The sequence below is a fragment of the Brevibacillus sp. FSL K6-6036 genome (assembly GCF_037964015.1).
GTDB lineage: Bacteria > Bacillota > Bacilli > Brevibacillales > Brevibacillaceae > Brevibacillus > Brevibacillus borstelensis.
In genome coordinates, this window is the sequence record NZ_CP150173.1 from 1,893,738 (window position 1) to 1,918,973 (window position 25,236).

General features: G+C 51.3%; 28 protein-coding genes. 25 read left to right on the forward strand and 3 right to left on the reverse strand.

Annotated elements, in window-relative coordinates:
• Window positions 1-120: 120 nt before the first annotated feature.
• Window positions 121-1,451, forward strand: a protein-coding gene (locus tag NST37_RS09435; protein WP_122958896.1) for an IS1182 family transposase whose coding sequence is annotated in 2 segments (ribosomal slippage) — window positions 121-661 and window positions 661-1,451 — 1,332 coding nt in all. Because the reading frame shifts where the segments join, the coding sequence is not laid out codon by codon here.
• 140 nt (window positions 1,452-1,591) lie between these two features.
• Here NST37_RS09435 and NST37_RS09440 read toward each other — a convergent pair.
• Both NST37_RS09440 and NST37_RS09445 read right to left on the reverse strand, forming a co-directional pair.
• The gene (locus NST37_RS09440) at window positions 1,592-1,786 is read right to left on the reverse strand and encodes a DUF4177 domain-containing protein (protein WP_003390655.1); all 195 of its coding nucleotides are present in this window, start codon (window positions 1,784-1,786) and stop codon (window positions 1,592-1,594) included.
• A 71-nt stretch (window positions 1,787-1,857) separates the two neighbouring features.
• Window positions 1,858-2,352, reverse strand: a complete 495-nt coding sequence (locus NST37_RS09445; RefSeq protein WP_003390653.1) for a hypothetical protein — start codon at window positions 2,350-2,352, stop codon at window positions 1,858-1,860.
• A gap of 228 nt (window positions 2,353-2,580) precedes the next feature.
• Between NST37_RS09445 and NST37_RS09450 the strand changes: the two genes are divergently transcribed.
• Window positions 2,581-3,702, forward strand: a complete 1,122-nt coding sequence (locus NST37_RS09450) for a D-alanine--D-alanine ligase (RefSeq protein ID WP_024984570.1) — start codon at window positions 2,581-2,583, stop codon at window positions 3,700-3,702.
• 183 nt (window positions 3,703-3,885) lie between these two features.
• Window positions 3,886-5,022, forward strand: coding sequence for a hypothetical protein (locus NST37_RS09455; protein ID WP_003390647.1), 1,137 nt, complete (start codon window positions 3,886-3,888; stop codon window positions 5,020-5,022).
• A gap of 44 nt (window positions 5,023-5,066) precedes the next feature.
• Here the strand turns inward: NST37_RS09455 and murF are convergent, their stop codons facing one another.
• A complete protein-coding gene (gene murF / locus NST37_RS09460) occupies window positions 5,067-6,449 on the reverse strand; it encodes a UDP-N-acetylmuramoyl-tripeptide--D-alanyl-D-alanine ligase (protein ID WP_003390645.1) in 1,383 nt (460 codons plus the stop codon).
• 395 nt (window positions 6,450-6,844) lie between these two features.
• On the opposite strand from murF, the gene NST37_RS09465 reads away from it, so the two are divergent.
• The 22 genes from NST37_RS09465 to dnaG all read left to right on the forward strand — a co-directional run bounded on the left by NST37_RS09465 (window position 6,845) and on the right by dnaG (window position 25,224).
• Window positions 6,845-7,168, forward strand: coding sequence for a histidine triad nucleotide-binding protein (locus NST37_RS09465; RefSeq protein WP_003390643.1), 324 nt, complete (start codon window positions 6,845-6,847; stop codon window positions 7,166-7,168).
• A gap of 105 nt (window positions 7,169-7,273) precedes the next feature.
• Window positions 7,274-7,447, forward strand: coding sequence for a 30S ribosomal protein S21 (gene rpsU, locus NST37_RS09470; RefSeq protein WP_003390641.1), 174 nt, complete (start codon window positions 7,274-7,276; stop codon window positions 7,445-7,447).
• Between the two features lie 17 nt (window positions 7,448-7,464).
• Complete coding sequence (locus tag NST37_RS09475; protein ID WP_003390639.1) at window positions 7,465-7,911, forward strand: GatB/YqeY domain-containing protein; 447 nt, start codon at window positions 7,465-7,467, stop codon at window positions 7,909-7,911.
• Window positions 7,912-8,127: 216 nt separating this feature from the next.
• The gene (locus NST37_RS09480; RefSeq protein WP_003390638.1) at window positions 8,128-9,471 is read left to right on the forward strand and encodes a nodulation protein NfeD; all 1,344 of its coding nucleotides are present in this window, start codon (window positions 8,128-8,130) and stop codon (window positions 9,469-9,471) included.
• A 7-nt stretch (window positions 9,472-9,478) separates the two neighbouring features.
• Window positions 9,479-10,486 (forward strand): flotillin-like protein FloA, encoded by a 1,008-nt coding sequence (gene floA / locus NST37_RS09485; RefSeq protein WP_003390637.1) that lies wholly within the window; start codon window positions 9,479-9,481, stop codon window positions 10,484-10,486.
• A gap of 11 nt (window positions 10,487-10,497) precedes the next feature.
• The gene (locus NST37_RS09490) at window positions 10,498-10,989 is read left to right on the forward strand and encodes a hypothetical protein (RefSeq protein WP_003390635.1); all 492 of its coding nucleotides are present in this window, start codon (window positions 10,498-10,500) and stop codon (window positions 10,987-10,989) included.
• A 206-nt stretch (window positions 10,990-11,195) separates the two neighbouring features.
• On the forward strand, window positions 11,196-11,393 hold the full coding sequence (locus NST37_RS09495; protein ID WP_003390632.1) for a sigma-70 family RNA polymerase sigma factor: 198 nt from the start codon (window positions 11,196-11,198) through the stop codon (window positions 11,391-11,393).
• Window positions 11,394-11,623: 230 nt separating this feature from the next.
• Window positions 11,624-11,908, forward strand: a complete 285-nt coding sequence (gene yqfC, locus NST37_RS09500; protein WP_003390630.1) for a sporulation protein YqfC — start codon at window positions 11,624-11,626, stop codon at window positions 11,906-11,908.
• A gap of 32 nt (window positions 11,909-11,940) precedes the next feature.
• Window positions 11,941-13,215 (forward strand): sporulation protein YqfD, encoded by a 1,275-nt coding sequence (gene yqfD / locus NST37_RS09505; protein ID WP_051567410.1) that lies wholly within the window; start codon window positions 11,941-11,943, stop codon window positions 13,213-13,215.
• 34 nt (window positions 13,216-13,249) lie between these two features.
• On the forward strand, window positions 13,250-14,224 hold the full coding sequence (locus NST37_RS09510; RefSeq protein WP_003390627.1) for a PhoH family protein: 975 nt from the start codon (window positions 13,250-13,252) through the stop codon (window positions 14,222-14,224).
• 15 nt (window positions 14,225-14,239) lie between these two features.
• The gene (ybeY, locus tag NST37_RS09515) at window positions 14,240-14,719 is read left to right on the forward strand and encodes an rRNA maturation RNase YbeY (protein ID WP_003390624.1); all 480 of its coding nucleotides are present in this window, start codon (window positions 14,240-14,242) and stop codon (window positions 14,717-14,719) included.
• Between the two features lie 10 nt (window positions 14,720-14,729).
• A complete protein-coding gene (locus NST37_RS09520) occupies window positions 14,730-15,113 on the forward strand; it encodes a diacylglycerol kinase family protein (RefSeq protein WP_003390622.1) in 384 nt (127 codons plus the stop codon).
• 7 nt (window positions 15,114-15,120) lie between these two features.
• Complete coding sequence (locus NST37_RS09525) at window positions 15,121-15,804, forward strand: DUF502 domain-containing protein (protein ID WP_194247095.1); 684 nt, start codon at window positions 15,121-15,123, stop codon at window positions 15,802-15,804.
• Window positions 15,805-15,821: 17 nt separating this feature from the next.
• A complete protein-coding gene (locus tag NST37_RS09530; protein ID WP_161785208.1) occupies window positions 15,822-16,283 on the forward strand; it encodes a cytidine deaminase in 462 nt (153 codons plus the stop codon).
• Window positions 16,276-17,193 carry a GTPase Era gene (gene era, locus NST37_RS09535; RefSeq protein ID WP_003390614.1) on the forward strand — a complete coding sequence of 306 codons (918 nt, stop codon included), beginning with the start codon at window positions 16,276-16,278 and terminating at the stop codon, window positions 17,191-17,193. The genes NST37_RS09530 and era overlap by 8 nt, the downstream gene beginning before the upstream one ends.
• A 125-nt stretch (window positions 17,194-17,318) precedes the next feature.
• On the forward strand, window positions 17,319-17,474 hold the full coding sequence (locus NST37_RS09540; RefSeq protein ID WP_003390612.1) for a YqzL family protein: 156 nt from the start codon (window positions 17,319-17,321) through the stop codon (window positions 17,472-17,474).
• Window positions 17,465-18,229: a DNA repair protein RecO gene (gene recO, locus NST37_RS09545; RefSeq protein ID WP_003390610.1), complete on the forward strand. Its 765-nt coding sequence runs from the start codon at window positions 17,465-17,467 to the stop codon at window positions 18,227-18,229. The genes NST37_RS09540 and recO overlap by 10 nt, the downstream gene beginning before the upstream one ends.
• Before the next feature lie 345 nt (window positions 18,230-18,574).
• Window positions 18,575-19,486 (forward strand): glycine--tRNA ligase subunit alpha, encoded by a 912-nt coding sequence (glyQ, locus tag NST37_RS09550; RefSeq protein ID WP_081607812.1) that lies wholly within the window; start codon window positions 18,575-18,577, stop codon window positions 19,484-19,486.
• Window positions 19,479-21,551 (forward strand): glycine--tRNA ligase subunit beta, encoded by a 2,073-nt coding sequence (gene glyS, locus NST37_RS09555; RefSeq protein ID WP_171506856.1) that lies wholly within the window; start codon window positions 19,479-19,481, stop codon window positions 21,549-21,551. The genes glyQ and glyS overlap by 8 nt, the downstream gene beginning before the upstream one ends.
• A gap of 123 nt (window positions 21,552-21,674) precedes the next feature.
• Window positions 21,675-22,322, forward strand: a complete 648-nt coding sequence (locus NST37_RS09560) for a helix-turn-helix transcriptional regulator (protein ID WP_003390601.1) — start codon at window positions 21,675-21,677, stop codon at window positions 22,320-22,322.
• Window positions 22,323-22,338: 16 nt separating this feature from the next.
• Complete coding sequence (locus tag NST37_RS09565) at window positions 22,339-23,172, forward strand: pyruvate, water dikinase regulatory protein (protein WP_003390598.1); 834 nt, start codon at window positions 22,339-22,341, stop codon at window positions 23,170-23,172.
• Between the two features lie 195 nt (window positions 23,173-23,367).
• The gene (gene dnaG, locus NST37_RS09570; RefSeq protein WP_003390596.1) at window positions 23,368-25,224 is read left to right on the forward strand and encodes a DNA primase; all 1,857 of its coding nucleotides are present in this window, start codon (window positions 23,368-23,370) and stop codon (window positions 25,222-25,224) included.
• The last annotated feature ends 12 nt before the right edge of the window (window positions 25,225-25,236 follow it).

The following is a 25,236-nucleotide window of genomic DNA, read 5'->3' on the forward strand; positions in this document are numbered from 1 at the left end:
CAGCCATTTTTATTTCCCTGTATTTTATGACGACACCGCGTTAATGTGTTATAATATTCTTGTAATTACATTTACTGGCGGGTGATTATTGTGCTTTCCTCTAATGAAAAAAAGCAACAAATGCAATATGAATTTGTATGCCTTGATGAGTTGGTCCCGGAGGACCATTTGCTACGAGTTATTCAAAAGCATGTAGACTTCTCTTTCATCCGAGAAAAAGTACGCCAATACTATTGTGAAGATAACGGTAGACCAGCCATTGATCCGGTGGTTTTATTTAAAATGATTTTCATTGGATACCTTTACGGTATCCGGTCAGAAAGACAACTCGAAAAGGAAATTCAGACGAATATCGCTTACCGCTGGTTTCTTGGCCTTTCACTAACAGATCGAGTTCCAGACCACACTACCATCAGTTGGAATCGTCGAACTCGTTTTAAAAACACAAATGTTTTCCAAGAGATTTTTGATGAAATCGTTCGCCTTGCTATCCAACATCGCATGGTTGGCGGACGTGTTTTGATAAGTGATTCCACTCATCTGAAAGCAAATGCGAACAAACGTAAATTTAAGAAGCATGTTATTGAAAAATCTAGTCGAGCCTACCTTAGTGATTTAGAAGCAGCCATTAATGAAGACCGTGAAGCACACGGAAAAAAGGATTGAAGCCTAGAGAGGATGTGAAGGAAGAAAAGGAAATCAAGGTGAGTACTACTGATCCGGACAGTGGTTACATGGTTCGTGACGGAAAGCCTGAAGGCTTTTTCTATCTCGATCATCGGACAGTCGATCATAAGTACAATATCATAACTGATGTACACGTGACTGCGGGTAACGTTCATGATTCTGTTCCTTATGTAGATCGGCTACAACACCAAATTGAGAAGTTTGGGTTTACAGATACCATTGAAGCCGTTGCATTGGATGCTGGCTATTTAACTACTCCAATCTGCAAGGCTCTGCACGATCTAAATATCTTTGCCGTCATTGGCCATCGAGCTTTTTCACCTGTTAAAGGCCTTATCGCCAAATGGCGGTTTAAATATGATCCCGAAAAGAATGTCTATATTTGCCCCCAAAAACATGAGCTTGCTTATTCGACAACTGACCGTAACGGATACAGAATGTATAAGTCAAATAAAGAAATATGTAAGGCATGTCCGATGCTCACTATGTGTACACGGTCAAAAAATCACCAAAAGGTGATAACCAGGCATGTATGGGAAGAGAGTAAAGAATGGGTTCGACAGAACCGCTTAAGTAAGTCAGGAAAATACCTATACAGGTTGAGATACCAAACGATAGAGCGAAGTTTTGCAGATGCCAAAGAACTGCATGGACTTCGCTATTGTAGGTTGCGCGGACGTGAAAATGTCCAAGAGCAAGCGTTGCTGACAGCAACCGTTCAAAATATAAAAAAGATAGCACTCCACCTTGCAAAGGCATGTTAGGTGTGGTGCTATCTAAGACTTCCAGCACTTCGTGCTCAATTTTATTGTTATGAAAGAAGAAACTCCAACATATTGTGGGGTTTCTCGACAGCCTGAGCGGGAGCGTATGTCCCGCTCTTTTTAGCGTTAAAAGCGGAACCTCAAGACGAGGAAGCTTGCTTTTCAAAGATAAGTTCAAAGTACATGGCGGCACCCTCGCCGCCTGTTGCCGGAGCGAAAATCTGTACTAATCTCCAGCCCTGTCTGGCGTGCTCGGCTACAATCGCCTGATAATCCTGCTTGGGACGGCGGCGGAAAGGGGACAACTCGACGCGGACGAACTTGTATTCAAACATGGCACGACCTCCCTGCGGCTATTTCTCTATCAATCTATACGTATCTCTAGCTGGCAAAGTTGCAAGAGTGCCTACTCCAGTGCCTGTTTTTCCGCCAGTGCGCTCCTGAGAAGCTCGAGGGCGCGTTTCAGACCGAGCTCCCTGCCGAGCAGAACTTGTCCTTCTGCCGGGGTTGAAGCGCGAATCTCCGTGATATTTTCCAGTTCGTGTACGAGCAGATGCTCCAGTATATACAACTGGACCAACCCGATTTCCCGTTCGCTTCGCCGATCTCTCTCCTTGTATTTTTCAAGCGCCAGACTTTCCTCGACGAACTTGTCGATATCGTCCTGCAGAAAATGGGCGGCCGTGCAAATAATCTCCTGGAATTCCTCTGTTTTGGAGGGGATCACTCGCATCACATGCCCGACATGAGCCAGTAAAAATCGATTCAGAACGATGCTGTTGCGGGTGTACTCGTTGTGCAAAAGGGAGTACTCGCCTAAAAACATGCCCGTCTCCCGATTGTAGCTGTGGAGCAGCGTAAACATGCGGCAGTAGTTGCAAAAAAGCAGATAATCCCTCATGGACATACCTCCCGTAAAGGATTCTCCATGTCTGTTTGGTTACAGAATATGAGGCGCAATGTCAGGCGGTGCTTTCGTGACGTCCCTTGTATTTGAGAGGGGGATTGTGTATGCTGGATGATGGATTAGCCTTGTGAGTAGAAGAAAATAGGGCGTTTGCATACCATGGGAGAGAATGAGATACGGGTAGGCTCTCTGCCCGCGCAGAGGCGAAAGGAGCAAAGGTTCATGGGGAACAAAATACGACTTGGAATCATCTACGGAGGAAAGTCCTCGGAACATGAAGTTTCGCTGCGAACCGCCATGTCTATTATGAAGGCGGTTGATGCTGATAAATATGAGATCATGCCGGTCTACGTACAATTGGACGGCAGCTGGGTAAAAGGAGCGACGCTGTCCGGACAATTGCCGGAAGCGGTTGATTCGCTGCGCTTGTCGGACGGAGGCAGTCAGCAGCCAGAAGATTCAGCGGAAGGGCAGCTTGTAGCCGCCGTTCGTCCAGCATCCGTCTTTTCGATCGGGCAGGAAATTGACGTGATTTTTCCCGTCGTACATGGACCAAACGGGGAAGACGGGACGATTCAGGGGTTGCTTGAGCTGGCAAATATCCCTTATGTAGGTGCCGGAGTGATGGCATCTGCGGTAGGGATGGACAAATGGATGATGAAAAACGTGTTTGCCCAGGCCGGTTTGCCTCAAGTAAACTATGTTGGCGTGCTGCGTTCCGAGTGGGAACAAAAGCAGGAAGAGACTATCAGGCAGATCGAAGAGAAGCTGGGCTACCCTTGTTTTGTGAAGCCGGCCAATATGGGTTCCAGTGTGGGAGTCAGCAAAGCGAAGGACCGCGATCAACTGATCGAAGCGATGAACCTGGCAGCCAGGTTTGACCGCCGTCTGGTCGTGGAGGAGGCTGTAAAGGCACGCGAACTGGAGATCGGCGTGCTCGGCAATGAGGAGCTGCTTACCTCTGCGGTAGGTGAAGTCATTGCAGCCAAAGAATTTTACGATTACGAAGCAAAATACAAGGGTGCGGGTACAGAACTTCAGATACCGGCGGAGGTGCCCGCTCATGTGGCCGAGCGGATGGCAGAAATGGCGAAAACGGCATTCCGCGCCTTGGACGGTTCGGGCCTATCCCGGGTTGACTTCTTCTGGGACGAAGCCAATGATCGCCTGTACATCAACGAAGTGAACACAATGCCCGGATTTACGCCATTCAGCATGTATCCGTTGCTGTTCCAGGAGTCCGGTATCAGCTACAGCGAACTGATCGACAGACTGGTCACGCTCGGTCTGGAGCGGCATGCGGACAAACAACGAAATATCGTGGATGCCGAAGAATTGGAATAGCAGGCAGTCACATCAATAGACAAGCATGAAAAAGAGCTCTACAGGCGCTCTTTTTATGTTCTGCCGACCAGAGAAGGCCGTTGCCAGATCTTTTTGCAGTGGAAGTGAAACAAACAGGGAAGTAGGGCGTCTATAAAAGAGCTGGAAAACGATACACATAACGAGAAAGGAAGTCACTCTGCCATGAAGCGATTATTGCTTACTTATTTGACAATGGCATTACTGCTCGGCGGTTCGATTCCCGCGGCCTCGGCCGTTCAGCCATCCCCCAAACCCCAGGAGCCGCCAACAGAAATTTACAAAATAAGCGGTGACGGCAGAGCAATCAAGGCTGTAGGTCAGATGCCGGCGATGCACAGAGCCGCTATTTCCCCATCGGGCCGCTACGTTTACGGGGAGAAAATCGGCTTTTCGAAACAGGATGCAACCGTCCCGTATCTCTACGACTTGCAGACAAAAAAGCTGGTGAAGCTCCCCGGCTTCGCCAAGTGGTCTCCCCGCAAAGATCTGTTGTATATGCTGGAAAACGAACAGTTGGTGCTGTTCGAGCCTGCAACAGGGAAAAAGAAGGTTCTGGTGCACGCATCCGCTGCGTATCCGATCACAGACTTCCTGGTTGCACCTGATGAAGAATATCTCGCTTTTATCCGAAAGGACCTGAAAGGCACAGATGAGCAGGTGCGGTATCACTTGTATCTGCAGCATGTTCCCACTCTGAAAATGAAAATAAATGACCGGTTTGCGATGACTCCCAGCTACAGCCGGGATGTTCAAAGCCTGTACTGGATGCCGACATCGCGCAAGCTGTTTTATAAAACGAACGCCGCCTACAAGGAGCTCGACCTTCCGACCGGGCTCAAATACGAGCACAAGCTAAGTGCTTTTCCGTCGTATTCCAGTGACATGAAGTACAAGTATGTCAGAACACAGAACGAGGAGTATTTCCTTGATCTTCAAACAGGCAAAAAAGTAATGCAGCAAAAACAGTCCCATCTGCCGATCATGGAGCAATTCATCGACAAGATTGTCTGGTCGCCGAAAGGGCATGCTTTCGCAGCGGAATGGTTTTTCCGCCCCTCCAATGCCCAGGACAGCTACATGATGATCCGCTATCAAAAGGAGCCGAGCAGCTTTCTCTATCCTTTCGGAGGAATCGGAGAGAATAAATGGAGTCCCTACTTGTCTGCCATTGACAATATCCGGGTAATCGGATGGTCGCAAGACGGAAAATCTGTCTATGTTGCTGACCTGGCCTCTATGTATTACTCCGCGTTTTCGCCTGACAAACTCAATGAATACCGACATGTTGTCGAACAGTAGAGTTGTATAGTTGATACAGAAAAAGCCCCATTCCGGGGCTTTTTTTATCCTTGTCGCTTCTCGATTTCCTCCAGGAGCGTCCACAGCTCCATTCCGCGCGAGGCCTTGAACAAAAAGGCATGCGAGCTGTCGCAGAGGGAAGCCAGCAAATCCGCAGCTTCTTCCTTCGCAGCGAAGAAGCGCTTCTCGCCTTCGTATGCCTCGTACAGGGGACGGGCCAGCTCTCCGATGGCTACCAGCAGCGAGAACCGGTCGCGCAGCTTGCTGGCAAAACGGCCAACCTGTGCATGCATCTCTCCGCTGTCCGGACCAAGCTCGTACATTTCCCCCAATACCAATACTTTCGTGCGATCTGGCAGGATGTCAGCAAAGGTGGAGACAGCCGCTTCCATCGATGTGGGGCTGGCATTGTAGGCATCGCTGATATAAACCGCGCCGGTGACGGAATTTTTCCGTTCAAAGCGCATGGCGGACAGCTTTACAGCGGCCAAAGCCCGGATAATCTCCTCGTCGGTCATTCCAAAATGGCGTGCGATCGCTACAGCAGGCAGCGCGTTCAACACATTGTGGCTTCCGAAAAGCGGGAGGAATGCGGAAAAACGGTCTCCTCCCCGAAAACAGACGTCAAATGCCATGCCGTTCTCTTCCGCCGTTATGCGTTCCGCCCAAATATCCGCCGGACCCTCGACCGAGTAGGTGAGAACCTTGCCAGGGTACAAATGAGCGATTTTGCGCAAGTATTCATTGTCGCCGTTTAACAGAACAAAGCCGTCGGGATCCGTATGGGGCAGCAGCTCTGCCTTGGCCAGCGCGATTTTTTCCCGGGAACCGAAAAATTCCAGATGGGATTCACCGATGTACGTGATGACACTGATGCGAGGCTTTACTAAAGAGGCGAGCAGATCAATCTCTCCGGCATGATTCATGCCGAGCTCCAGAACGGCGGCCTGATGGCTGTCCGCAAGCTGCAGCAGGGAATACGGCACACCCAGGTGGTTGTTCAGATTTTTATACGTTTTATGGATCGAGAGCTTGCTTTCCAGAACGTGCGAGACGATATCCTTTGTCGTCGTTTTGCCTATGCTGCCTGTAACGGCAACCATCGGAATCGGAAAGAGCCTGCGATAATTTTTGGCCAGCTTCTGAAAGGCGCGAAGCGTATCGTTGACCAGGATCAGTCCAAAGCCTTCCGGCAGATTCTCCGGGATTTTTTGCTGATTGGAGATGATGGCAGCCTGTGCTCCCCTTTCAACCGCTTGCAGGAGGTAATCGTGTCCGTCTCGTACACCTTGAATCGCTACAAACAGTGCGCCAGCATCCAACTGCCGCGTGTCAAAATGAACAGAGGTCAGAGCGAGGGCGGGATCACCTGACAAAACCAGACCTTCTGCCATGACGGCGATCTGTTCCAGTTTCATTGGCTTCATGTAAACAATCTCCTTTTTGCGTGCATAATGTCCCCATTTCCGCGGGGATCGAAACGCCTCGACATTTTTCCCGTGCTCAACGGCGACCGCACGCTTTGATGATACGTTTGTCTCTGATGAGAAATTCATGGCAGCGCAGCGTTCGCTGTTGACCACGGACGGTATAGAAAAAAGATGCGGACTATACCGGGGAAAACTACGAAGCCATGCTACCATTCCTGTCCTGACACCGCAAGGCTTTTTTGTCCGCATAAACGACCTTTTGGCGGGCGGACATTGCATTTCCCGGAGGAACTCGGCTATCATAATACTAGTTTGGAGGAAGGCCTCGGCATCTTACCAATACATACAGCTTCTGAAATGAGAATATGTGCGGGCAGGAGGAGATTTCCCCGATGGAAAAAAGCATTTTTTCGCGTATCATGGATAAAGAAATTCCAGCCAGGTTTGAATATGAAGATGACAGGGTGATCGTGATTCACGACATCGCACCCAAAGCGAAGGTCCACCTCCTGATCATTCCGAGAAAGCCGATTCCTACGTTGATGGATGCAAAGGAAGAGGATTTGCCGCTGATTGCTCATATTCACAAGGTTGCACAGCATCTTGCGGAAAAATTGAAGCTGGACGGATTCCGTCTCGTAAACAACTGCGGAAAATCAGCCGGACAGGAAGTTTTCCATATTCACTATCACTTTATGGCAGGTTTCCAAGAATAAGTTGGAAAGAAAGGTTGACCTGCCTTGGTTTTCTGTCCTATAATGAAGTGTGACAGTCTGTTGGTAACAGGTGTCCCACGGTTTTAGCGGAGGGAGGGAAGACAGATGGCAGAAATTCGAGTCAAGAAAAACGAGTCTTTGGATAGCGCACTTCGCCGCTTCAAGCGTGAGAGCGCCAAATCTGGGGTGATGGCGGAACTGCGTAAACGTCGCCACTTTGAAAAGCCAAGCATTAAGCGCAAGAAAAAATCCGAAGCAGCTCGTAAGCGCAAGTATTAATTGACGGAGGGCCCATCATGAGTGTAATGGAGCGACTCAATCAAGATATGAAGCAAGCGATGAAGGACAAAGCTGCGCTAAAACTCTCTGTTATTCGCATGGTGAAAGCTGCGTTCCAGAACGAAGAGATTAACAAAGGTAGACAGTTGTCTGAAGACGAAGAGCTGACCATCTTGACCCGTGAGTTAAAACAGCGCCGTGAATCCCTCCATGAGTTTGAAAAAGGCGGCCGTTTGGATCTGGCCGAAAAAACACGAGAAGAAATTGAAGTGCTTTCAGCTTATTTGCCTGTACAACTGAGTGAAAACGAAGTTCGTGAGATTGTCCGGGAAGCGATTGCTTCCACCGGTGCCTCTTCCAAAAAGGAGATGGGCAAGGTAATGGGCGTCATCATGCCAAAAGTAAAGGGAAAAGCTGACGGTACACTCGTGCAAAAGATAGTATCTGAGGAACTACCAACGTAAAAAAGGAACAACCTCATATAGATACGACAGAAAAACTCAGTCTTCAAACGACTGGGTTTTTCTTTTTTTGCAGCGAAAAGCTTCCAGAAGCGGGATATTTTGCGTGAAAATGCCGATCCTGACAATGAACAAAGGAAAAATGAAACGATTAGGGATGTATTCCGTATACCCTTAGTAGCTGACATCTGAGGCAATCGAAGAAAGGAGGTATATGGGATGCGTTCAATGAGGCGTACGGTGAACCCTCTGCGGCTATTACTGTCAGTCATTTGCATTGCTGTAGCGATTTTGGGTTTTACCACCGGACATTTGGCCGATGCCAAAACTTATCACAAGGCTTACTGGGTCCCTGTGGAGCATGAGATCGAGCAAGGCTTGGGAAGTTTCCTAAAAAGAGCGTTCGCCGAAGCGGAAAGCCAGCAGGCCGACCTGATTGTCCTGCACATCAACACGCCGGGCGGCGAGATCGGAGCTGCCGATTCGATCGGGCAGCTGATCAGGCAATCCCCGGTTCACGTAGTCGCCTATATCGACAATCAGGCTTTCTCTGCGGGAACCTATATAGCCCTGAATGCAAACGAGATTGTGATGACGCCCGGCAGCAGCATCGGGGCAGCCACTCCAATCGATCTGGCAGGAAATGCGGCGGACGTGAAGCTCATTTCCGGCTGGTCTGAAAAAATGGCCCAAGCAGCAGCGCTGAACGGGCGAAACGAAGAGGTAGCCCGTGCAATGGTAGAGATCGACAAAGAGTATCCCGGGCTGAAAGGCAAGGGGACCGTCCTCTCGCTCGGGGCAGAACGGGCCAAAGAGCTCGGATATGCCGATCAGGTGGTGTCGGGCAAAGCAGAATTGCTTTCGTACCTGGGTGTTCAGGCGGACAGCCTGCAGACCATCGAGCCTACAGTGGGAGAGCGTGTCGCCCGTGTCGTTACAAGTCCGGTCGTCATGAGTCTGCTGCTGATTGTCGGCCTGGTCGGAATCGTCGTTGAATTGTTTGCGCCAGGCTTTGGTGTGGCGGGGACGATATCGCTGTGTGCCTTTGGCCTGTACTTCTTCGGGCATTACGTGGCAGGTTTTGCCACCTGGCTGCACATCGCCCTGTTCGTCCTCGGTATTTTGCTGATGATCATGGAAATCTTTTTGCCGGGCGGAATTGTGGGAGCCATTGGTTTTATCAGTATCGTCACCGGTTTGATCATGGCGGCTTACGACACGCAGCAAGGGCTTGCGTCTTTGGGTATTGCCGTTCTGGTCACGGTTATCGTCATGCTCATTCTCATCAAGAAGTATGGGATAAAAGGCCTTTTCAGCAAGTTTATCCTAGGTGAGGTTCAGCGAAACGAAGCGGGATACGTCGCCCCGAAAGACCAGCGCGATTTGTTGAACAAAAACGGTGTGGCACTGACGCCGCTTCGTCCGGCCGGTGTCGTGAAGATTGATGGCAAGCGGATTGACGCAGTCAGCGCAGGCGGATTTATCGCCGCTGGTTCGCAAATAGTCGTGAGCCAAGTTGAGGGAACTCGGGTAGTCGTTCAGGAAATCGATCAAAAGGAGTAGATTGTACATGTTGGAAAGCGGATTAATTCCTCTTATTTTTATGGTGGCAGTGGCAATTGTTGTCCTGTCCATCTTCTTCTCGTTCGTCCCGGTCATGCTCTGGATATCTGCATTGGCGTCCGGCGTTCGGATCGGGATCATTACACTGGTGGCTATGCGCCTGCGCCGGGTTATCCCGTCGCGGATCGTCAATCCGTTGATCAAGGCAAGAAAAGCAGGGCTTGAGCTGGACACCAATCAACTGGAGAGCCACTATCTTGCCGGCGGTAACGTAGACCGCGTTGTTGATGCCCTGGTTGCCGCGCAGCGTGCGGATATTCCGCTCGGCTTCGAGCGTGCGGCCGCGATTGACCTGGCTGGCCGCGACGTGCTTCAAGCGGTCCAAATGAGCGTCAATCCGAAGGTAATCGAAACGCCAATCGTAGCTGCGATGGCCAAGAACGGTATTGAAGTGAAAGCGAAAGCAAAGGTAACCGTGCGTGCCAATATCGACCGACTCGTCGGGGGTGCAGGCGAAGAGACGATCATTGCTCGTGTAGGAGAAGGAATTGTGACGACAATCGGTTCTTCCGAGGCGCATAAAGACGTGCTGGAGAATCCGGACAGAATTTCCCAAACGGTATTGAACAAAGGGTTGGACGCTGGTACCGCTTTTGAAATCCTGTCCATCGACATTGCAGATGTAGATGTAGGGAAAAACATCGGGGCACAGCTTCAGACCGATCAGGCAGAGGCGGACAAACGCATTGCCCAGGCAAAAGCCGAAGAGCGCCGCGCGATGGCTGTCGCAACCGAACAGGAAATGAAAGCCCGCGTAGAAGAGATGAAAGCAAAAGTAGTGGAAGCGGAGGCGCAAGTGCCACTCGCTTTGTCCGAGGCTTTGAAAAGCGGCAAAATGGGCGTAATGGATTACTACAACCTGCAAAATATTTCAGCGGATACCCAGATGCGTCAATCATTCGGTCATGCGGGTGAAAAACAGAAACCGATTACCCCGCCGGATGACAAGAAGTAGAGGCCGGGATCATGGACGATCTCCTGGAGCTCTTATTTGATCTGCTGGGTTGGGCAATTCCGCTGATCGGCAAGTTCTGGTTTGTCATACTGGGCTACTTGGGCTATAAGCTGTTAGGTCTGAAAGGAAATAAAAAGCCGAATCAAAAACCCGCTCCCCGCCCGGTGCTTACACCAGCGGATGGCGGCGGATGGCCGTGGGAGCAAGAGCAGGAAGAAAGGCGGACCGTCACATCGCTTGAGCCTCGACCTGAAGCGGCACCTGCTATGGAAAGCAGCGTACAGACTGAGGGGTGGCAAGAGTCGGAGCATTTGGTGACGCTGGAAACCGCTGCTGAGGCAGAACGTCCGCTGGAGAGAAAAGAGTCTGCAAGCGCTCCTGCAGTTTCGCGTGAGGAAGAGCAGCACGATACGTTCGATCCTCGGGAAGGGATGAAGTGGGCGATGATTTATGGCCCACCTCGAGCGCGCACTCCCCATCTTCCAGCGAGAAGAAGCTTGTAAACCTATTTTGGCCGCAGGGGCTGTCCTGTAAAGCAGAAGAGACTGCATGCAGGGCAGCTCTTCTTTTTTCCATAGAAGGCTTCCCTTTGGTAGATTTCGCTGTCGAAAGATATCGAATAACACTACTTGTGTCGATTGCATCCATCTCCTATTCTTAAAGAAGGAAAAGAATTACAATATTTAGAAAAGATAAGGGGTAGAAAAGGATGAATCCACAGGCATTGGAAGGGATGAGCCGATTTCGACAGAAAGTGATTCGGCTGGTGATTTATGAAAAAAAATCCATCTACGAGACAGCAATCGCCTGCGGTTGTACGGCTGAAAAAGTAAAGCGTGTACTGAAAAAGTGGAAAGCGGCCTCGCGATCCTCGAAGGGTTCCAAACAACCCGTTCATCAAGGATGATAGAACTAGCCTGCTCCTCCTCGCATGGAGTGACGGGCTTTTTTTATTTTGGCTGCCTTTTGGTCCTCTCGCCTATCGTTTCGTTTGTGACATGAAGTTTTCTGCATGTTCCTCCGGCTATGCCGCATACGGTTATAAGAGAAGAATTGCGGGCACGATGCTGTCTTGTCTTTGACGATTTTCTTTCTCCATACTCCATAGATGCGTCAGCGAAAGGGGGGGGCTTACTCATGAGGCGATGGAGCCGCCGGTTGCGTAATCTGGCAGTAGGAGTGCTGGATTTGCCGCAGGATGTGGTTCTCGAAGTCCCGCGCATCACCATGATTGGTCATTTGCAGATGTATATTGAAAACCACCGCGGAGTTCTCCACTTCAGTGAGAAGGAGCTCCGTTTACTGTTAACCAACGGTCAACTGATTGTGACGGGAGAGCAACTGGTCATCCGCGCCATTTTACCCGAAGAAGTGCTATTGGAAGGCAGGATCGGCGGGGTGAAATTTCTCGAGAAAACGTAAGTCGGACTCGCAGGAAGGATGGGGGGCCACCGATGAGCCAGTGGTCTGCCATTCCCGGCGGGGATGAGGGTGAATACGCGAGGAAAGTGGGGACTAGCATGCGCAATGGACTGCAGGAATGGATGAACGGACATATCACGATTACGGTCCGTGGCAAACGTTTTGAAAGGTTCCTCAACATGGCAGTGCGACAGGGAATACAGGTATGGAACATTCGCAGGGTCGGTACAGAGGTCAGCAGTTGTGATATCCTGCTTCAGGATTACTTTCGCTTGCGGCCGCTTTTAAAGGAGACGGGCTGCCGGGTGCATGTGCAAAAGCGGGAGGGATTTCCGTTTTGGCTGTTTCGTTTGCGGAAAAAAGCGGGTTTTATCACGGGTGTCGCTTTGTTTTTCTTCGGATTGTACATGCTCTCCTCATTCGTTTGGCAAATAGAGGTAGTGGGGACCAAAAAGCTCCATCCGGAAATGGTGGCCAAGGCAGCAGAACAAGTAGGGATTAAAGAAGGGGTATGGAAGGCCAAACTAAAAGAACCGCAGGAAATACGGCGGGAGATGATGAAGCTGATTCCGCAAGCCTCCTGGATATGGGTGAACATCCAGGGAACGAAGGCGATCATCCAGGTGGTCGAGAAGGAGGAACAGGAGTTGCCTGATCCGATCGGGCCACGCCATCTGGTGGCAAAGAAGCGGGCGGTCATTTCCACCATTTTGCCAGAGGCAGGCAAGAAAGCGGTGACGGTCAATCAGGTTGTCAATAAAGGACAAATCCTCATTTCAGGGATCATCGGGAATGATCAACGGCAAAAGGCAGTGGCAGCCAAAGGGACTGTAAAAGGAGAAGTCTGGTATATCAGCAACGTCTCCGTTCCGCTAACCCGTTCCCAATACCGCTACACGGGGGAAAAGCAAGAACACCAGTACTTGCTGGTCGGGCCATACGCGCTGCAGATTTGGCCGTGGCAAATCGAGCCATTTGCAAAAGCGGAGTCCTCCGAAGAAAGATATTCGCCTTCGATAGCCGGGTTCTCGATTCCCATCGGCTGGAAGACCGTTACGCATGCGGAGGTAGAGCCGGTCGCGCAGGAGCTCAGCCAAGAGGAGGCAATCGCTTTGGCCCAACAGATCGCACGCGAGGATATCTTGCAAAAAGCGGGAGCGGATGCGGCCATTCGAGACGAAAAAGTTTTGCACGTCAAGAGAGAGAATGGTAAAGTTTACTTGAGCATTCATTTTTCTGTCATCGAAGATATTGCTGAGGAACAGCCGATTGTGGCCTCGCCGCCCTCGCCTGATCCAGCTCCCTAACATATGATTACTGCTGCAAGGAGATGGAAGCCTGTTGCACGTACAAGAAGAGGTAAAAATCCCGTTTGCTGATGCATCTGAAGCACTACTGTTGTTTGGACCCCACGATGCGTATCTAAAAATCATTGAAGAAAAAACAACTGCAAAAATCATTTCCCGAAGTGGTGAGGTCCTCATCGCTGGTGACAAGGCAGAGGTGGATAAGCTGTCTCGCTTGTTTTCCGTTTTGCTTCAGCTGATCCGCAGAGGCATCCCCCTTTCTGAGCGTGACGTATCGTACGCGCTGCAATTTCTCGAAAATGGAGAGGTTGAACAGCTGCTCCATGTCTACGAGGAGGAAGTGGCTCGGACGCAGAAAGGAAAACTGATTCGCGCCAAGACACTGGGACAGCGTCATTATTTATCCGAAATGAAACGGCATGATATCGTGTTTGGCATCGGACCGGCGGGTACCGGAAAAACGTATCTGGCGGTTGTGATGGCAGTCAGCGCTCTTAAAAATGGACGAGTCAAACGGATCGTCCTGACACGGCCTGCGGTAGAAGCAGGGGAAAGTCTCGGTTTTTTGCCTGGCGACCTGCAGGAAAAGGTAGATCCTTATCTGCGTCCGCTGTACGATGCACTGTACGACATGCTGGGTGTAGAGCAGGTGGCAAAAATGATGGAGCGGGGACTGATCGAGGTGGCGCCTCTTGCGTATATGCGCGGCCGCACGCTGGAGGACAGCTTTGTCATTCTCGATGAGGCCCAGAACACCACTCCGGAGCAGATGAAAATGTTTTTGACCCGTCTTGGATTCGGCTCCAAGATGGTGATTACGGGTGACGTGACACAGATCGACCTGCCGAAGGGCAAAAAGTCCGGATTGCGAGAGGCTGAGCGGATTCTCGGCCCTATCCCGGACGTCGCCTTTATCCGCTTCCAGGAGGCGGATGTCGTACGTCACAGCCTGGTTCAAAAAATTATCGAGGCGTACGCCAAAGACGAAGTAGAACACAGCACCAGGTAAAGGAGACAAGCATTCGTGTTATCTGTAGAAGTCCTTCACGAAGAAATCGAACCGATTGGCGAGCAGCTCGAAGCCCTTATCGTCCGCTGTCTGCAGGAAGCAGCAGAGCGGGAAGAAGTCAGCGGAGAAGTGGTCGTCACATTGGTTAACAATGAACGCATACACGAGCTGAACCGCGAGTACAGGAATGTCGATCGTCCAACAGATGTTCTGTCTTTCGCCATGAACGAGGCGGGAGAAGGCGAAATGGACATTTTTATCGACGAAGAAGAGCTTGACCAATTTCCCAACATGCTTGGCGACATCATCATTTCGTTGCCAAAGGCTGAGGAGCAAGCCCGGGATTACGGTCATTCACTGGAGCGGGAGCTGGGCTTTTTGGCCGTCCATGGCTTTCTCCATCTCCTCGGGTATGACCATCAAACCGAGCAGGAAGAAAAAGAAATGTTTTCCCGTCAAGAGGAAGTACTGCAGAAAATTGGCTTGACGAGGTAGGCGATATACCTTGCGTGCATGGAGCAGCTTTATTCGCAGCTTTTCGTACGCCTTTGCAGGAATTGCCCATACCGTGAAGACTCAGCGAAACATGCGCATTCACGTCGCAGCAGCCATCGTGGCGCTGGTGATGGCGTGGTGGTTGGAGATTTCCCGCAACGATGTTTTGCTGGTCTTTTTTTCTATCGCGCTCGTCTTTTCATTAGAGCTGATGAACACGGCAATCGAGGCAACAGTGGATCTCGCTTCACCCGAGAGACACGAAAAGGCAAAAGCAGCCAAGGATGCGGCTGCCGGATCTGTACTGGTTGCGGCCGTATTGTCTGTCATCGTCGGATTGTACGTCTTTGGTCCTCCTATCCTACAAAAATTGTCCGCATGGCTACCAGCGTGAAAGGAGCATGACTGCAGTGTGGCAACGAGTATTCGCTGGCTTCATGGTATTGCTTCCGTTGTTTGTAACCGTCTACTTGTTGCAGTTGGTTTTTTTCATGGTGGATCGCGCTGTCGGGGGATGGCTGACAGAACTGATGCTGACAACCGGACTGGCCTCCAGGCAGGGGGAGCTCGTCTGGTTTCTTGGCGTCCCTTTTCATGGCCACATCCCGGTCATCGGGGTTTTGCTGCTGCTATTGATCCTGCTATTGATCGGGGGGATTGCCCGTACACCGGTCGGAAGGCATGTCTTTTCCATGGTGGAGCGGCTGTTCGGGTTCATTCCGGTCGCACGAGGCGTGTATTCTACGGTTCAGCAGGTGTCCCAAGCGCTGGTGCATGAACGCTCCAGCTTCAAGCAGGTGGTGCTGGTGGAATATCCGCGTAAGGGAGTGTACACGGTCGGATTTTTAACAGGAGAGTCGCAGGGCGGGGCCTTGGAGTTTACGGGCAAGGAATACGTAAACGTGTTTTTGCCCAAATCGCCCAATCCGACCAATGGCTGGCTTGCCCTGGTTCCGCGAAGTGAGGTAACATTTCTGGACATGTCGATCGAAGATGGGTTAAAATTTGTCATCTCGGGCGGTGTTGTTCCGCCAAAAGAGCGGCTTAGCGAGCCCACCGCATTGATTCAACCAGAGGAGTCGTAAAACGGTGCAAGAAGTATGTGTTTGAAGTCGAAAATAAGAAAAACGCCTCAGCGTTTTTCACAGAACAGAGAGTGATGAATATGGATAAACAAGCGCTTTTGGCGCAGGCAAAAGAAGCTAGACAACGGGCCTATGTACCTTATTCCAAGTTTCCTGTGGGCGCAGCGCTCCTAGCGGAAAGCGGCAAGGTATATCTCGGCTGCAACATTGAAAACGCGGCGTTTCCCCTCTGCAACTGTGCGGAGAGAACAGCTTTGTTCAAGGCTTTTTCCGAGGGAGACAAACAATACAAGGCGATTGCCGTCGTAGCCGATACGCCGGATCCCGTCTCGCCGTGCGGTGCCTGCCGCCAGGTCATGGCCGAATTATGCCCGCCTGACATGCCTGTCATTCTGTCCAATCTGAATGGAGATGTCTTGGAGACAACCGTATCAGCCCTGCTGCCAGGGGCGTTCACCAAGGAGGATTTACGTGGATAACCGCAAGACCAAATCATCGTTCAAATCGGGGTTTGTCTCGATCGTGGGCAGACCAAACGTCGGCAAGTCAACCTTGCTCAATCACATTGTTGGCCAAAAAATTGCCATCATGTCAAACAAGCCGCAAACGACGCGCAATAAAATTACGGCCGTATATACGACAGAAGAAGGCCAAGTCATCTTCCTGGATACCCCGGGCATTCACAAGCCGAAATCAAAGCTGGGCGACTACATGGTCTCGGTGGCGGAAAACACCTTGAATGAAGTCGACCTGGTGCTCTTTGTGATTGACGCGACAGAAAAACGCGGGGCGGGCGACGAGTACATTATCGATCGCCTCAAACAGGTGAAGACACCGGTTTTTTTAGTCATCAACAAAATTGACAAGGTCCATCCGGAAGCCCTGCTGCCGATTATTGACGAGTACCGGCAGTTGTACGAGTTCAAAGCGATCATTCCGATCTCCGCAATGGAGGGGAATAATACGGGATCTCTCGTACAGGCCATCTTTGATGAAATGGAAGAGGGACCGATGTTTTACCCGGCCGACCAGGTGACGGACCATCCTGAGCGATTCGTCATGGCTGAATTGATTCGCGAAAAAGTGCTCCATCTGACGCGCGAAGAGATTCCCCATTCGATTGCCGTCACGATCGAAGAAGTGAAGCGGGGAGAAAACGGCAAAACGCTGTATATCTATGCAGCAATCTATGTAGAGCGCGATTCGCAGAAGGGCATTTTGATCGGCGAAAAAGGCAAGATGCTCAAGGAAATCGGCAAACGCGCACGGGTGGATATCGAGCGGCTGCTGGGTGACAAGGTGTTTTTGGAATTGTGGATCAAGGTCAAAAAGGATTGGCGCAACCAGGAAAGAATGCTGCGAAACTTTGGCTTCTACAACGAGGAATAAGACGTTTTTGCTTGCGGCAAGCGGCTTGGCGATCGAAGGTAATTTTTCCAAGGCATAGAATAACGGGCACAGGTGAATCTAAGTAAGGAAGTGGATTTAGCCGAAAACAGAAAGGATGTTGCTCCATGCTCAACGAGTTTTCTTGGAGTTATTTCGCTTCAACCGGTGATATCCATGCTTATCTCCTCTACAGAGAGCACCTTCAAACGTCAGGAGCCAGTGAGGAGGCCCCGTTTGATCTCGCCCAGGATGAATTGGGTGACACACACGCATGCTTGTAAAATGGGAAGGTATCGTCATCCGAAGCGTGGACTATGGCGAGTCCAGCAAAGTGGTGACCCTGTTTACCCGGGAGCGCGGCAAGGTAGCGATCATGGCTCGAGGCGCCAAGAAGGCCAAGAGCCGGTTGAGCGCCGTCTCCCAGCTCTTTACCCACGGATACTATCTCTGTAAAACGGGACCCGGAAGCGGTATGGCCGATCTCTCGCAGGGAGAGATCGTTGACTCGTTTCGGGATCTGCGGCAGGATTTGATGTCTACGGCTTATGCCGCTTACATAGCAGAACTGTTGGACCGGCTGACAGAAGACGGAGAAGGAAATCCTTTTTTGTTTCAGTTGTTGCACCAGCTCTTTCGCCACCTCGACGAAGGACGGGACCCGGAGATTCTTTGCCGCATATTCGAAACCAAAATGCTTCAGGTAGCCGGAATCACTCCACGCTTGACAGCTTGCGCCAACTGCGGCGAGCAGCGTGAGCCTTATGTCATCAGCGTCTCGCAGGGAGGCTTGCTGTGCCCTGCTTGTGCAGCCGGCGATGCCTATGCGATTGCTGTGACTCCGTCGGTCTGGAAGCTGCTCAGGCTGTTCCAGGTTTTTGATCTGGAGCGTCTGGGGGACATCGAGGTAAAGCCGACGACCAGAAGCCAGCTCAAGCATGTGCTCAGAAGCTTCATGGATGAGCACCTTGATTTGCGGCTCAAGAGCAGAGCCTTCCTGGATCAGATGGAACGAATGCCGCTCGCCGGGAGCGATTGACATTCCGAACACTTTTCGCTATCATAAAAACCAATTCAAATACGTTGCGGTGAAAGAAAGGAGTAGTCGGCCGCTGGTTTTTTCGGATGGACCTGCAAAAGGGATGTGCGGGTGGTCTGACAAAGCGAACCGGGGAGGGTGAAAGCCCGGTAACCAAGCTGACGAAGGGCATTCTGGAGCAACGCTTTTTTCGGAAAGAGGACGATGCGTCGGCGTGTCGTCAAGTAGGGTGGAACCGCGGGAAATCCTCTCGTCCCTACACTGTTGGGCAACAGTGTAGGCGGCGGGAGGTTTTTTATTTTGTCCCTACAGGCTGGCCCGAAAAAAACAGGGAGGTACAAGTCCATGAGCATGACGTTTCAAGACATCATTTTGACACTGCAGAATTATTGGGCAAAGCAAAACTGCCTGGTCGTTCAACCGTATGATGTGGAAAAAGGGGCGGGCACACTGAATCCGATGACATTCCTGCGCTCGATCGGCCCGGAGCCGTGGAATGTGGCGTACGTAGAGCCATCCCGTCGCCCGGCTGACGGCCGCTACGGGGAAAACCCGAACCGCTTGTACCAGCATCATCAATTTCAAGTGATTATGAAGCCGTCTCCGGACAACATTCAGGAGCTGTATCTGGAGAGCCTTCGCCAGTTGGGAATCAACCCGCTCGAGCACGACATCCGCTTTGTCGAGGACAACTGGGAGCACCCGGGTCTCGGTGCGTGGGGACTGGGCTGGGAAGTGTGGCTGGACGGTATGGAGATTACCCAGTTCACGTACTTCCAGCAAGTAGGCGGACTGGAGTGCAAGCCAGTCGCAGTCGAGCTTACGTACGGCCTGGAACGCCTTGCCTCCTACATCCAGGAGAAGGAGAACGTCTTTGACCTGGAATGGGTGAACGGCGTTACCTACGGTGACGTGTTCCTGCAGCCGGAGTATGAGCATTCCAAATACACGTTCGAGCTGTCTGACGTGGACATGCTGTTCAACCTGTACAATACGTACGAAGCCGAAGCCAAACGGTTGATGAAAGAACATCTTGTATTCCCTGCGTATGACTACGTGCTGAAATGCTCCCACACCTTTAACCTGCTCGATGCCAGAGGCGCCATCAGCGTGACGGAGAGAACCGGTTACATTGCCAGGGTGCGCAATTTGTCCCGTGAAGTAGCCCAGACCTACCTGGCTGAGCGCGAGCGCCTCGGTTTCCCTATGCTGAAACACGCGGCTGACAGCAAGGAAGGAGTGAGCACAAATGAGTAAACGAGATTTTCTTTTGGAGATTGGTACGGAAGAGATGCCTGCCCGCTTTATTGCCGGAGCAGCGGCGCAATTGCGCGAAAAAGTCGAGAATTGGCTGGAGGGCCAGCGCATCCCGTACGACAAGATCGATTCTTATGAAACGCCTCGCCGCCTCGCTTTGTTGATCCACGGCCTTGCAGAAAAGCAGCCGGATAAAGACGAGGAAGCAAAAGGGCCGGCAAAAAAGATCGCTGTAGATGAAGCGGGCAACTGGACCAAAGCGGCACAGGGCTTCGCACGCAGCAACGGTGTCGATACAGAGCAGCTGTACTTCAAGGAAGTAAACGGTGCAGAGTACGTCCATGCACGGAGATTGGAAGCAGGAAAAGAAACGGTCAGCCTGCTGCCAGCGCTTGCGGATGTCATTACGTCCATGAACTTTCCAAAGAACATGCGCTGGGGTGCCCATGACCTGAAGTTCGTTCGGCCGATCCGCTGGCTCGTTGCCCTTTTTGGTGCAGAGCTGGTTGAGATGGAAATTGCCGGCGTAAAGACAGGCAATGTGACCCGTGGCCATCGTTTCCTGGGCAGCCAGGCAGTGAGCCTGCAAGCGCCTGCCGAATATGCGAGCCGATTGGCGGAGGAGCATGTCATTGTCAGTGCAGAAGAGCGCCGCTCTCTGATCGTCGAACAAATCCGCCGTTTGGAAAAAGAAAACGGCTGGCGGATTCCGATGGACGAAGGACTGCTGGACGAGGTTGTGCATCTCGTCGAATATCCGACAGCTCTGTTCGGTACCTTTGAACGGGATTTTCTCTCTATACCGCGCGAGGTATTGGTTACATCCATGCGGGAGCATCAGCGCTATTTCCCGGTGGAGGATGCCAGCGGCCAGCTGCTGAATCACTTTGTTACGGTTCGCAACGGCGACAGCCATGCGCTGGAGAATGTGGCCAAAGGAAATGAAAAAGTTCTCCGGGCCCGTCTGTCCGATGCGCGCTTCTTTTACGAGGAAGACCAGAAGCTCTCGATTGACAGTTGTCTGAAGCGTTTGGAGACGATTGTTTTCCATGAAGAGCTGGGGACCATCGGCGACAAAGTGCGCCGCGTCCGCAAGACAGCAGCCCTGATCGCTGAAAAGCTGGGCATCACCGCAGAGGAAGCTCGCCAGGTGGACCGTATCGCCGAGATTGCCAAGTTTGACCTCGTCACCAATATGGTCGGCGAATTCCCTGAACTGCAAGGCGTGATGGGTGAGGATTACGCCCGCAAGGCTGGCGAAAGCGAAACGGTAGCGCACGGTGTGTTTGAGCACTATCTCCCGCGTTTCTCCGGAGACCAGCTGCCCGTGTCCGCACCCGGAGCGATTGCGAGTATTGCCGACAAGCTGGATACGATCGTCGGCTGCTTCTCGATCGGCATTGTCCCGACCGGTTCCCAAGACCCGTACGGATTGCGCCGGATGGCTGCCGGTATCGTGGCCATTCTGCTTGATCGGAACTGGACCCTCTCACTCGATGAGCTGTGGGATGCTGCGCTTTCTTCGTACAACGAACAAGGCGTGTCCAAACGCACGAGTGACGAAGTGAAACAGGACCTCAAGGACTTCTTCGCACTGCGCCTGAAAAATGTACTGCAGGAAGAAGGCGTCCGTTACGACGTGATCGATGCTGTTCTGTCCGCAGATTTGAATGTGCTGCCTGTACTTTTGCAAAAAGCAAAAGCACTGATGAACGCCGTGCAGTCCGAAGCGTTCAAGTTTACCGTGGAGCAGTTTAACCGCGTAAACAATCTGGCCCAAAAGGCAGAAGCGGACGCGGTTTCCGAGAGCCTATTTGCAGAAGACGTAGAACGGGCTCTGCATCAAACGTACGTGTCCGTAGCTCAGGAAGTAAGCGGGCTGGATGATCAAAAGCGCGTACTGGAGACACTGTCTACTCTCCGTGAACCGATCCAGGCATTTTTTGACAAGGTGATGGTCATGGCGGAAGATCAGGCGGTTCGCCAAAACCGTTTGGGCCTGTTGCTGCGCCTGTCCCGCCTGATTTACGGGTACGCTGATTTCTCCAAGCTTGTGTTTGCCTGATTATAACCATACAGATTCGCCTCCGCCAGCACTCGCGGGGGCGACCTTTTTTCCCTTGGAAAGAAGGAATATCTCGTCGAATAGAGTAATACTAGGGGTAGTAACCAGACAGAACCGGGGTGATTGGTCATCGAGCTTACCAAACGACAAGAGCACATCATACAGATCGTGAAGGATGAGGGGCCGATTACCGGTGAGCAGATCGCGGAGCGGCTGAATCTGACCCGGGCTACTCTTCGCCCAGACTTATCCATCCTAACGATGTCAGGTTATTTAGAAGCCAGACCTCGCGTCGGTTATTTTTATGCGGGCAGACCGGCTGGCTCGATCATTAGTGAACGGCTTCACAAGCTTCTCGTCAAAGACTACAAGGCGATGCCCATCGTCGTATCTGAATCGGCTTCTGCCTACGATGCAATCGTGACCCTTTTTCTGGAGGACGTAGGCACTCTTTTTGTGGTCAACCAAAAAGGCTTCCTGGCCGGTGTACTCTCGCGCAAGGACCTGCTTCGAGCCTCGCTCGGAAACAAGACCCTTGAGGATGTGCCCGTCGGGATCATCATGACCAGGATGCCCAATATTGTCACCTGCGGGCCTGAAGAGACGCTTTACGCGGCGGCGAAGAAACTGATCGACTTCCAAATCGACTCGCTGCCAGTAGTTCGTCCCGGACAGGGAGAGGACAGCAAGCATTGGGAGCTATTGGGAAGAGTGACGAAAACGACGATTGCCAAGGCATTTGTCGAATTGGGCAGCGAGCCGAAAGTGTAGGAGGAGAAGCGATACAATGGATCAAAGAGGACAGCTTATTTATGTGGTTTCAGACTCTATCGGCGAAACGGCGGAACTGGTCGTGCGCGCAGTAGCCAGCCAGTTTGACCGCTTTTCCATCGATGTACACAAGTATCCATACATAGAGGACAAAGAATCAATCGATGAAATTATCGCCTCTGCAAAAGAGATGAATGCGATGGTCGTGTTTACCCTCGTCGTGCCAGAGCTGAAAACGTATATCGTCGAGCAGGCGCAAAAGCACGGCATCCGTACGATTGATGTAATGGGACCGCTGCTGACAACGCTGCAGGAGATGCTGCATGAACCGCCTACCGGAAAACCGGGTTTGGTCAGGCGGCTGGACGAAGAGTATTTCCGCAAGGTGGACGCTATCGAGTTCGCGGTCAAATACGATGACGGCCGCGATCCCCGCGGGCTGCTGCGTGCGGATGTCGTGCTGATCGGGGTGTCCCGTACGTCCAAGACACCGCTCTCGATGTATTTGGCGAACAAGCGCTTGAAGGTGGCAAATGTGCCGTTGGTTCCAGAAGTGGAACCGCCGGAAGAGCTGTTTCAGCTCCCGCCCGAACGCTGCATCGGACTTACCATCAATCCCGAGCAGTTGAACGGCATCCGCACGGAGAGGCTGAAGGCTCTCGGTCTTACCGCACAAGCCAATTACGCCAATCTGGACAGAATCAACGAAGAACTGGCGTATTCGCAGAAAATCATTCAACGTGTCGGCTGCCCTGTCATCGATGTCTCCAACAAAGCGGTAGAGGAAACAGCCAATATCATTTTGGAAATCATCCGCAAGAATAATCTTCGAAAAGAACATAGGTCTTAAGAAGGGTTTTGACGTTTTTTGTAGAATAAAAGAGAATTGCCTCCTTTTCAAAGGAGCGCTCGGAAGGCGTTTACCGCCTGCGAAAATGTGGAAAAGTAGAAAAGAAGAAAAGAGTAGCGTTTTCAAGAAGGAAAATGACGAATTTTGACGAACTAAATAACCTCATTGCGTAATTTATAAAAAAGGTGGAAAGACATGGCTGGTCCCAATTCAGCTGATTTTGTGAACCAAGTCCGTGCCGCTGTTGACATCGTAGATGTAGTAGGAGAGTATGTACAACTGCGAAAAAGCGGTCGCGCTTTTCTAGGCTTGTGTCCGTTCCACTCGGAAAAGACACCCTCCTTTAATGTCAATGCGGAGCGACAATTTTTTCATTGCTTTGGTTGTGGGGCAGGCGGAGATGTCTTTTCCTTTTTAATGAAGCTGGAGCAATTGACATTTCCCGAAGCCGTCCACAGGCTTGCTGAACGTGCCGGGATCGCGGTGCCCCAGGCGCAAGAGGAGGAAGAAGCGGCTCCGGAAAAAAAGGCCAAGCAGATTATGCTCGAGGCCCATCAGCTCGTAGCTAAGCTCTACCATTACGTCCTTACGGAAACGCCGTATGGCCATGAGGCGATGAAGTATTTGCAAAAGCGGGGAATATCACGGCAGACGATCGATGAATACGGGATCGGTTTTGCCCCGGACTCTTGGAACTTCGTCACTTCATTTTTGCAAAATCGACGTTTCTCGTTGGACCTGATGGTTGAAGCAGGGTTGCTTGCAAAAAGTGAAGCCGGCAAGATTTTCGACCGGTTTCGCGGGCGCGTTATTTTTCCGATCCACGATTCACAGGGAAAAGTAATCGCTTTTGGTGGGAGAGCATTGGACCCATCAGCGCCTGCCAAGTACCTAAACAGTCCGGAAAGTCCACTCTTCAGCAAGAGTACAACACTATTCAACCTTCATCGCGCTCGCCCATATATCCGGAAGCGAAAACAAGCGTTGCTCTTCGAAGGATATGTGGATGTGATTTCAGTATGGCAAGCAGGCTTTCCCCAAGGGATTGCTACTTTGGGAACGGCTTTGACCGAGCAGCAGGCGAGAATGATCCGGCGCAATGCTGAGTCGGTTGTGCTTCTCTTTGATGGAGACGCTGCCGGTCAAGAGGCGACAGCGAAAGCGATCAACATTCTGCAGGAAGCGGGGGTCGTTGTCCGCATCGCTCCCTTGCCGCCCGGTACAGATCCTGACGATTACATTCGACAGCACGGAGCAGAAGCATTTTCTCAGCAGGTATTACTTCAGGCGATGCCTGTCACGGCTTTTCGTCTGAAACATTTGCGTGACAAGCACGTAATACAGGATGAGACCGATCAGAAGCAATTCATCGAAAAGGCGATTGAACTCGTAAACGAGCTGGACAGTCCGGTTGAACGGGACTTGTATTTGCGGCAATTGGCGGAAGAACACTCCCTGACCCTTGAAGCGATCAAGTGGGAGTCACGAAGGCTTTACAAACAGCAAAAAAGTGACAGACAAAGGGATAAAGTAACGCCAGCATGGAATAATAGTATAAATAATGGCAAAGTTACGCTCGCAAAAACACTGCCCCCCGCTTACCATACAGCCGAACGCATGCTGCTGGGCTATATGATGCGCAATCGGCATATCGCGGATCGGGTTCAGGCTGAGTGTACCGGTTCGTTCCAAGTAGATGAACACGATGCATTGGCAGCCTATTTATACGCATATTTCGCAGAAGGACATCAGGAAGATCCTGGACAGTTTATACATTACCTGCAAGACGAACCGTTAAAGCAATTAGCCTCGGGATTGGCCATGATGGAGTGCAGAGACGACGTATCTGATCAAGAGATCGGGGACTACATCAAGCAAGTAAATCACTACCCGAAGCGCACCGAGCTGGAGCAGCTGCGTGAAGAACTACGAACTCTTCACATGAAGGCATCTGCAGCGGACAGCGAGGAAGCGCGTAGAGAACTGGAAATTCAAGCTGCCGTCGTAGGGATGAAGATTCTTGAATTGGAAAATGCTTTAAAAGAAGGGTAGCATCAGATCATT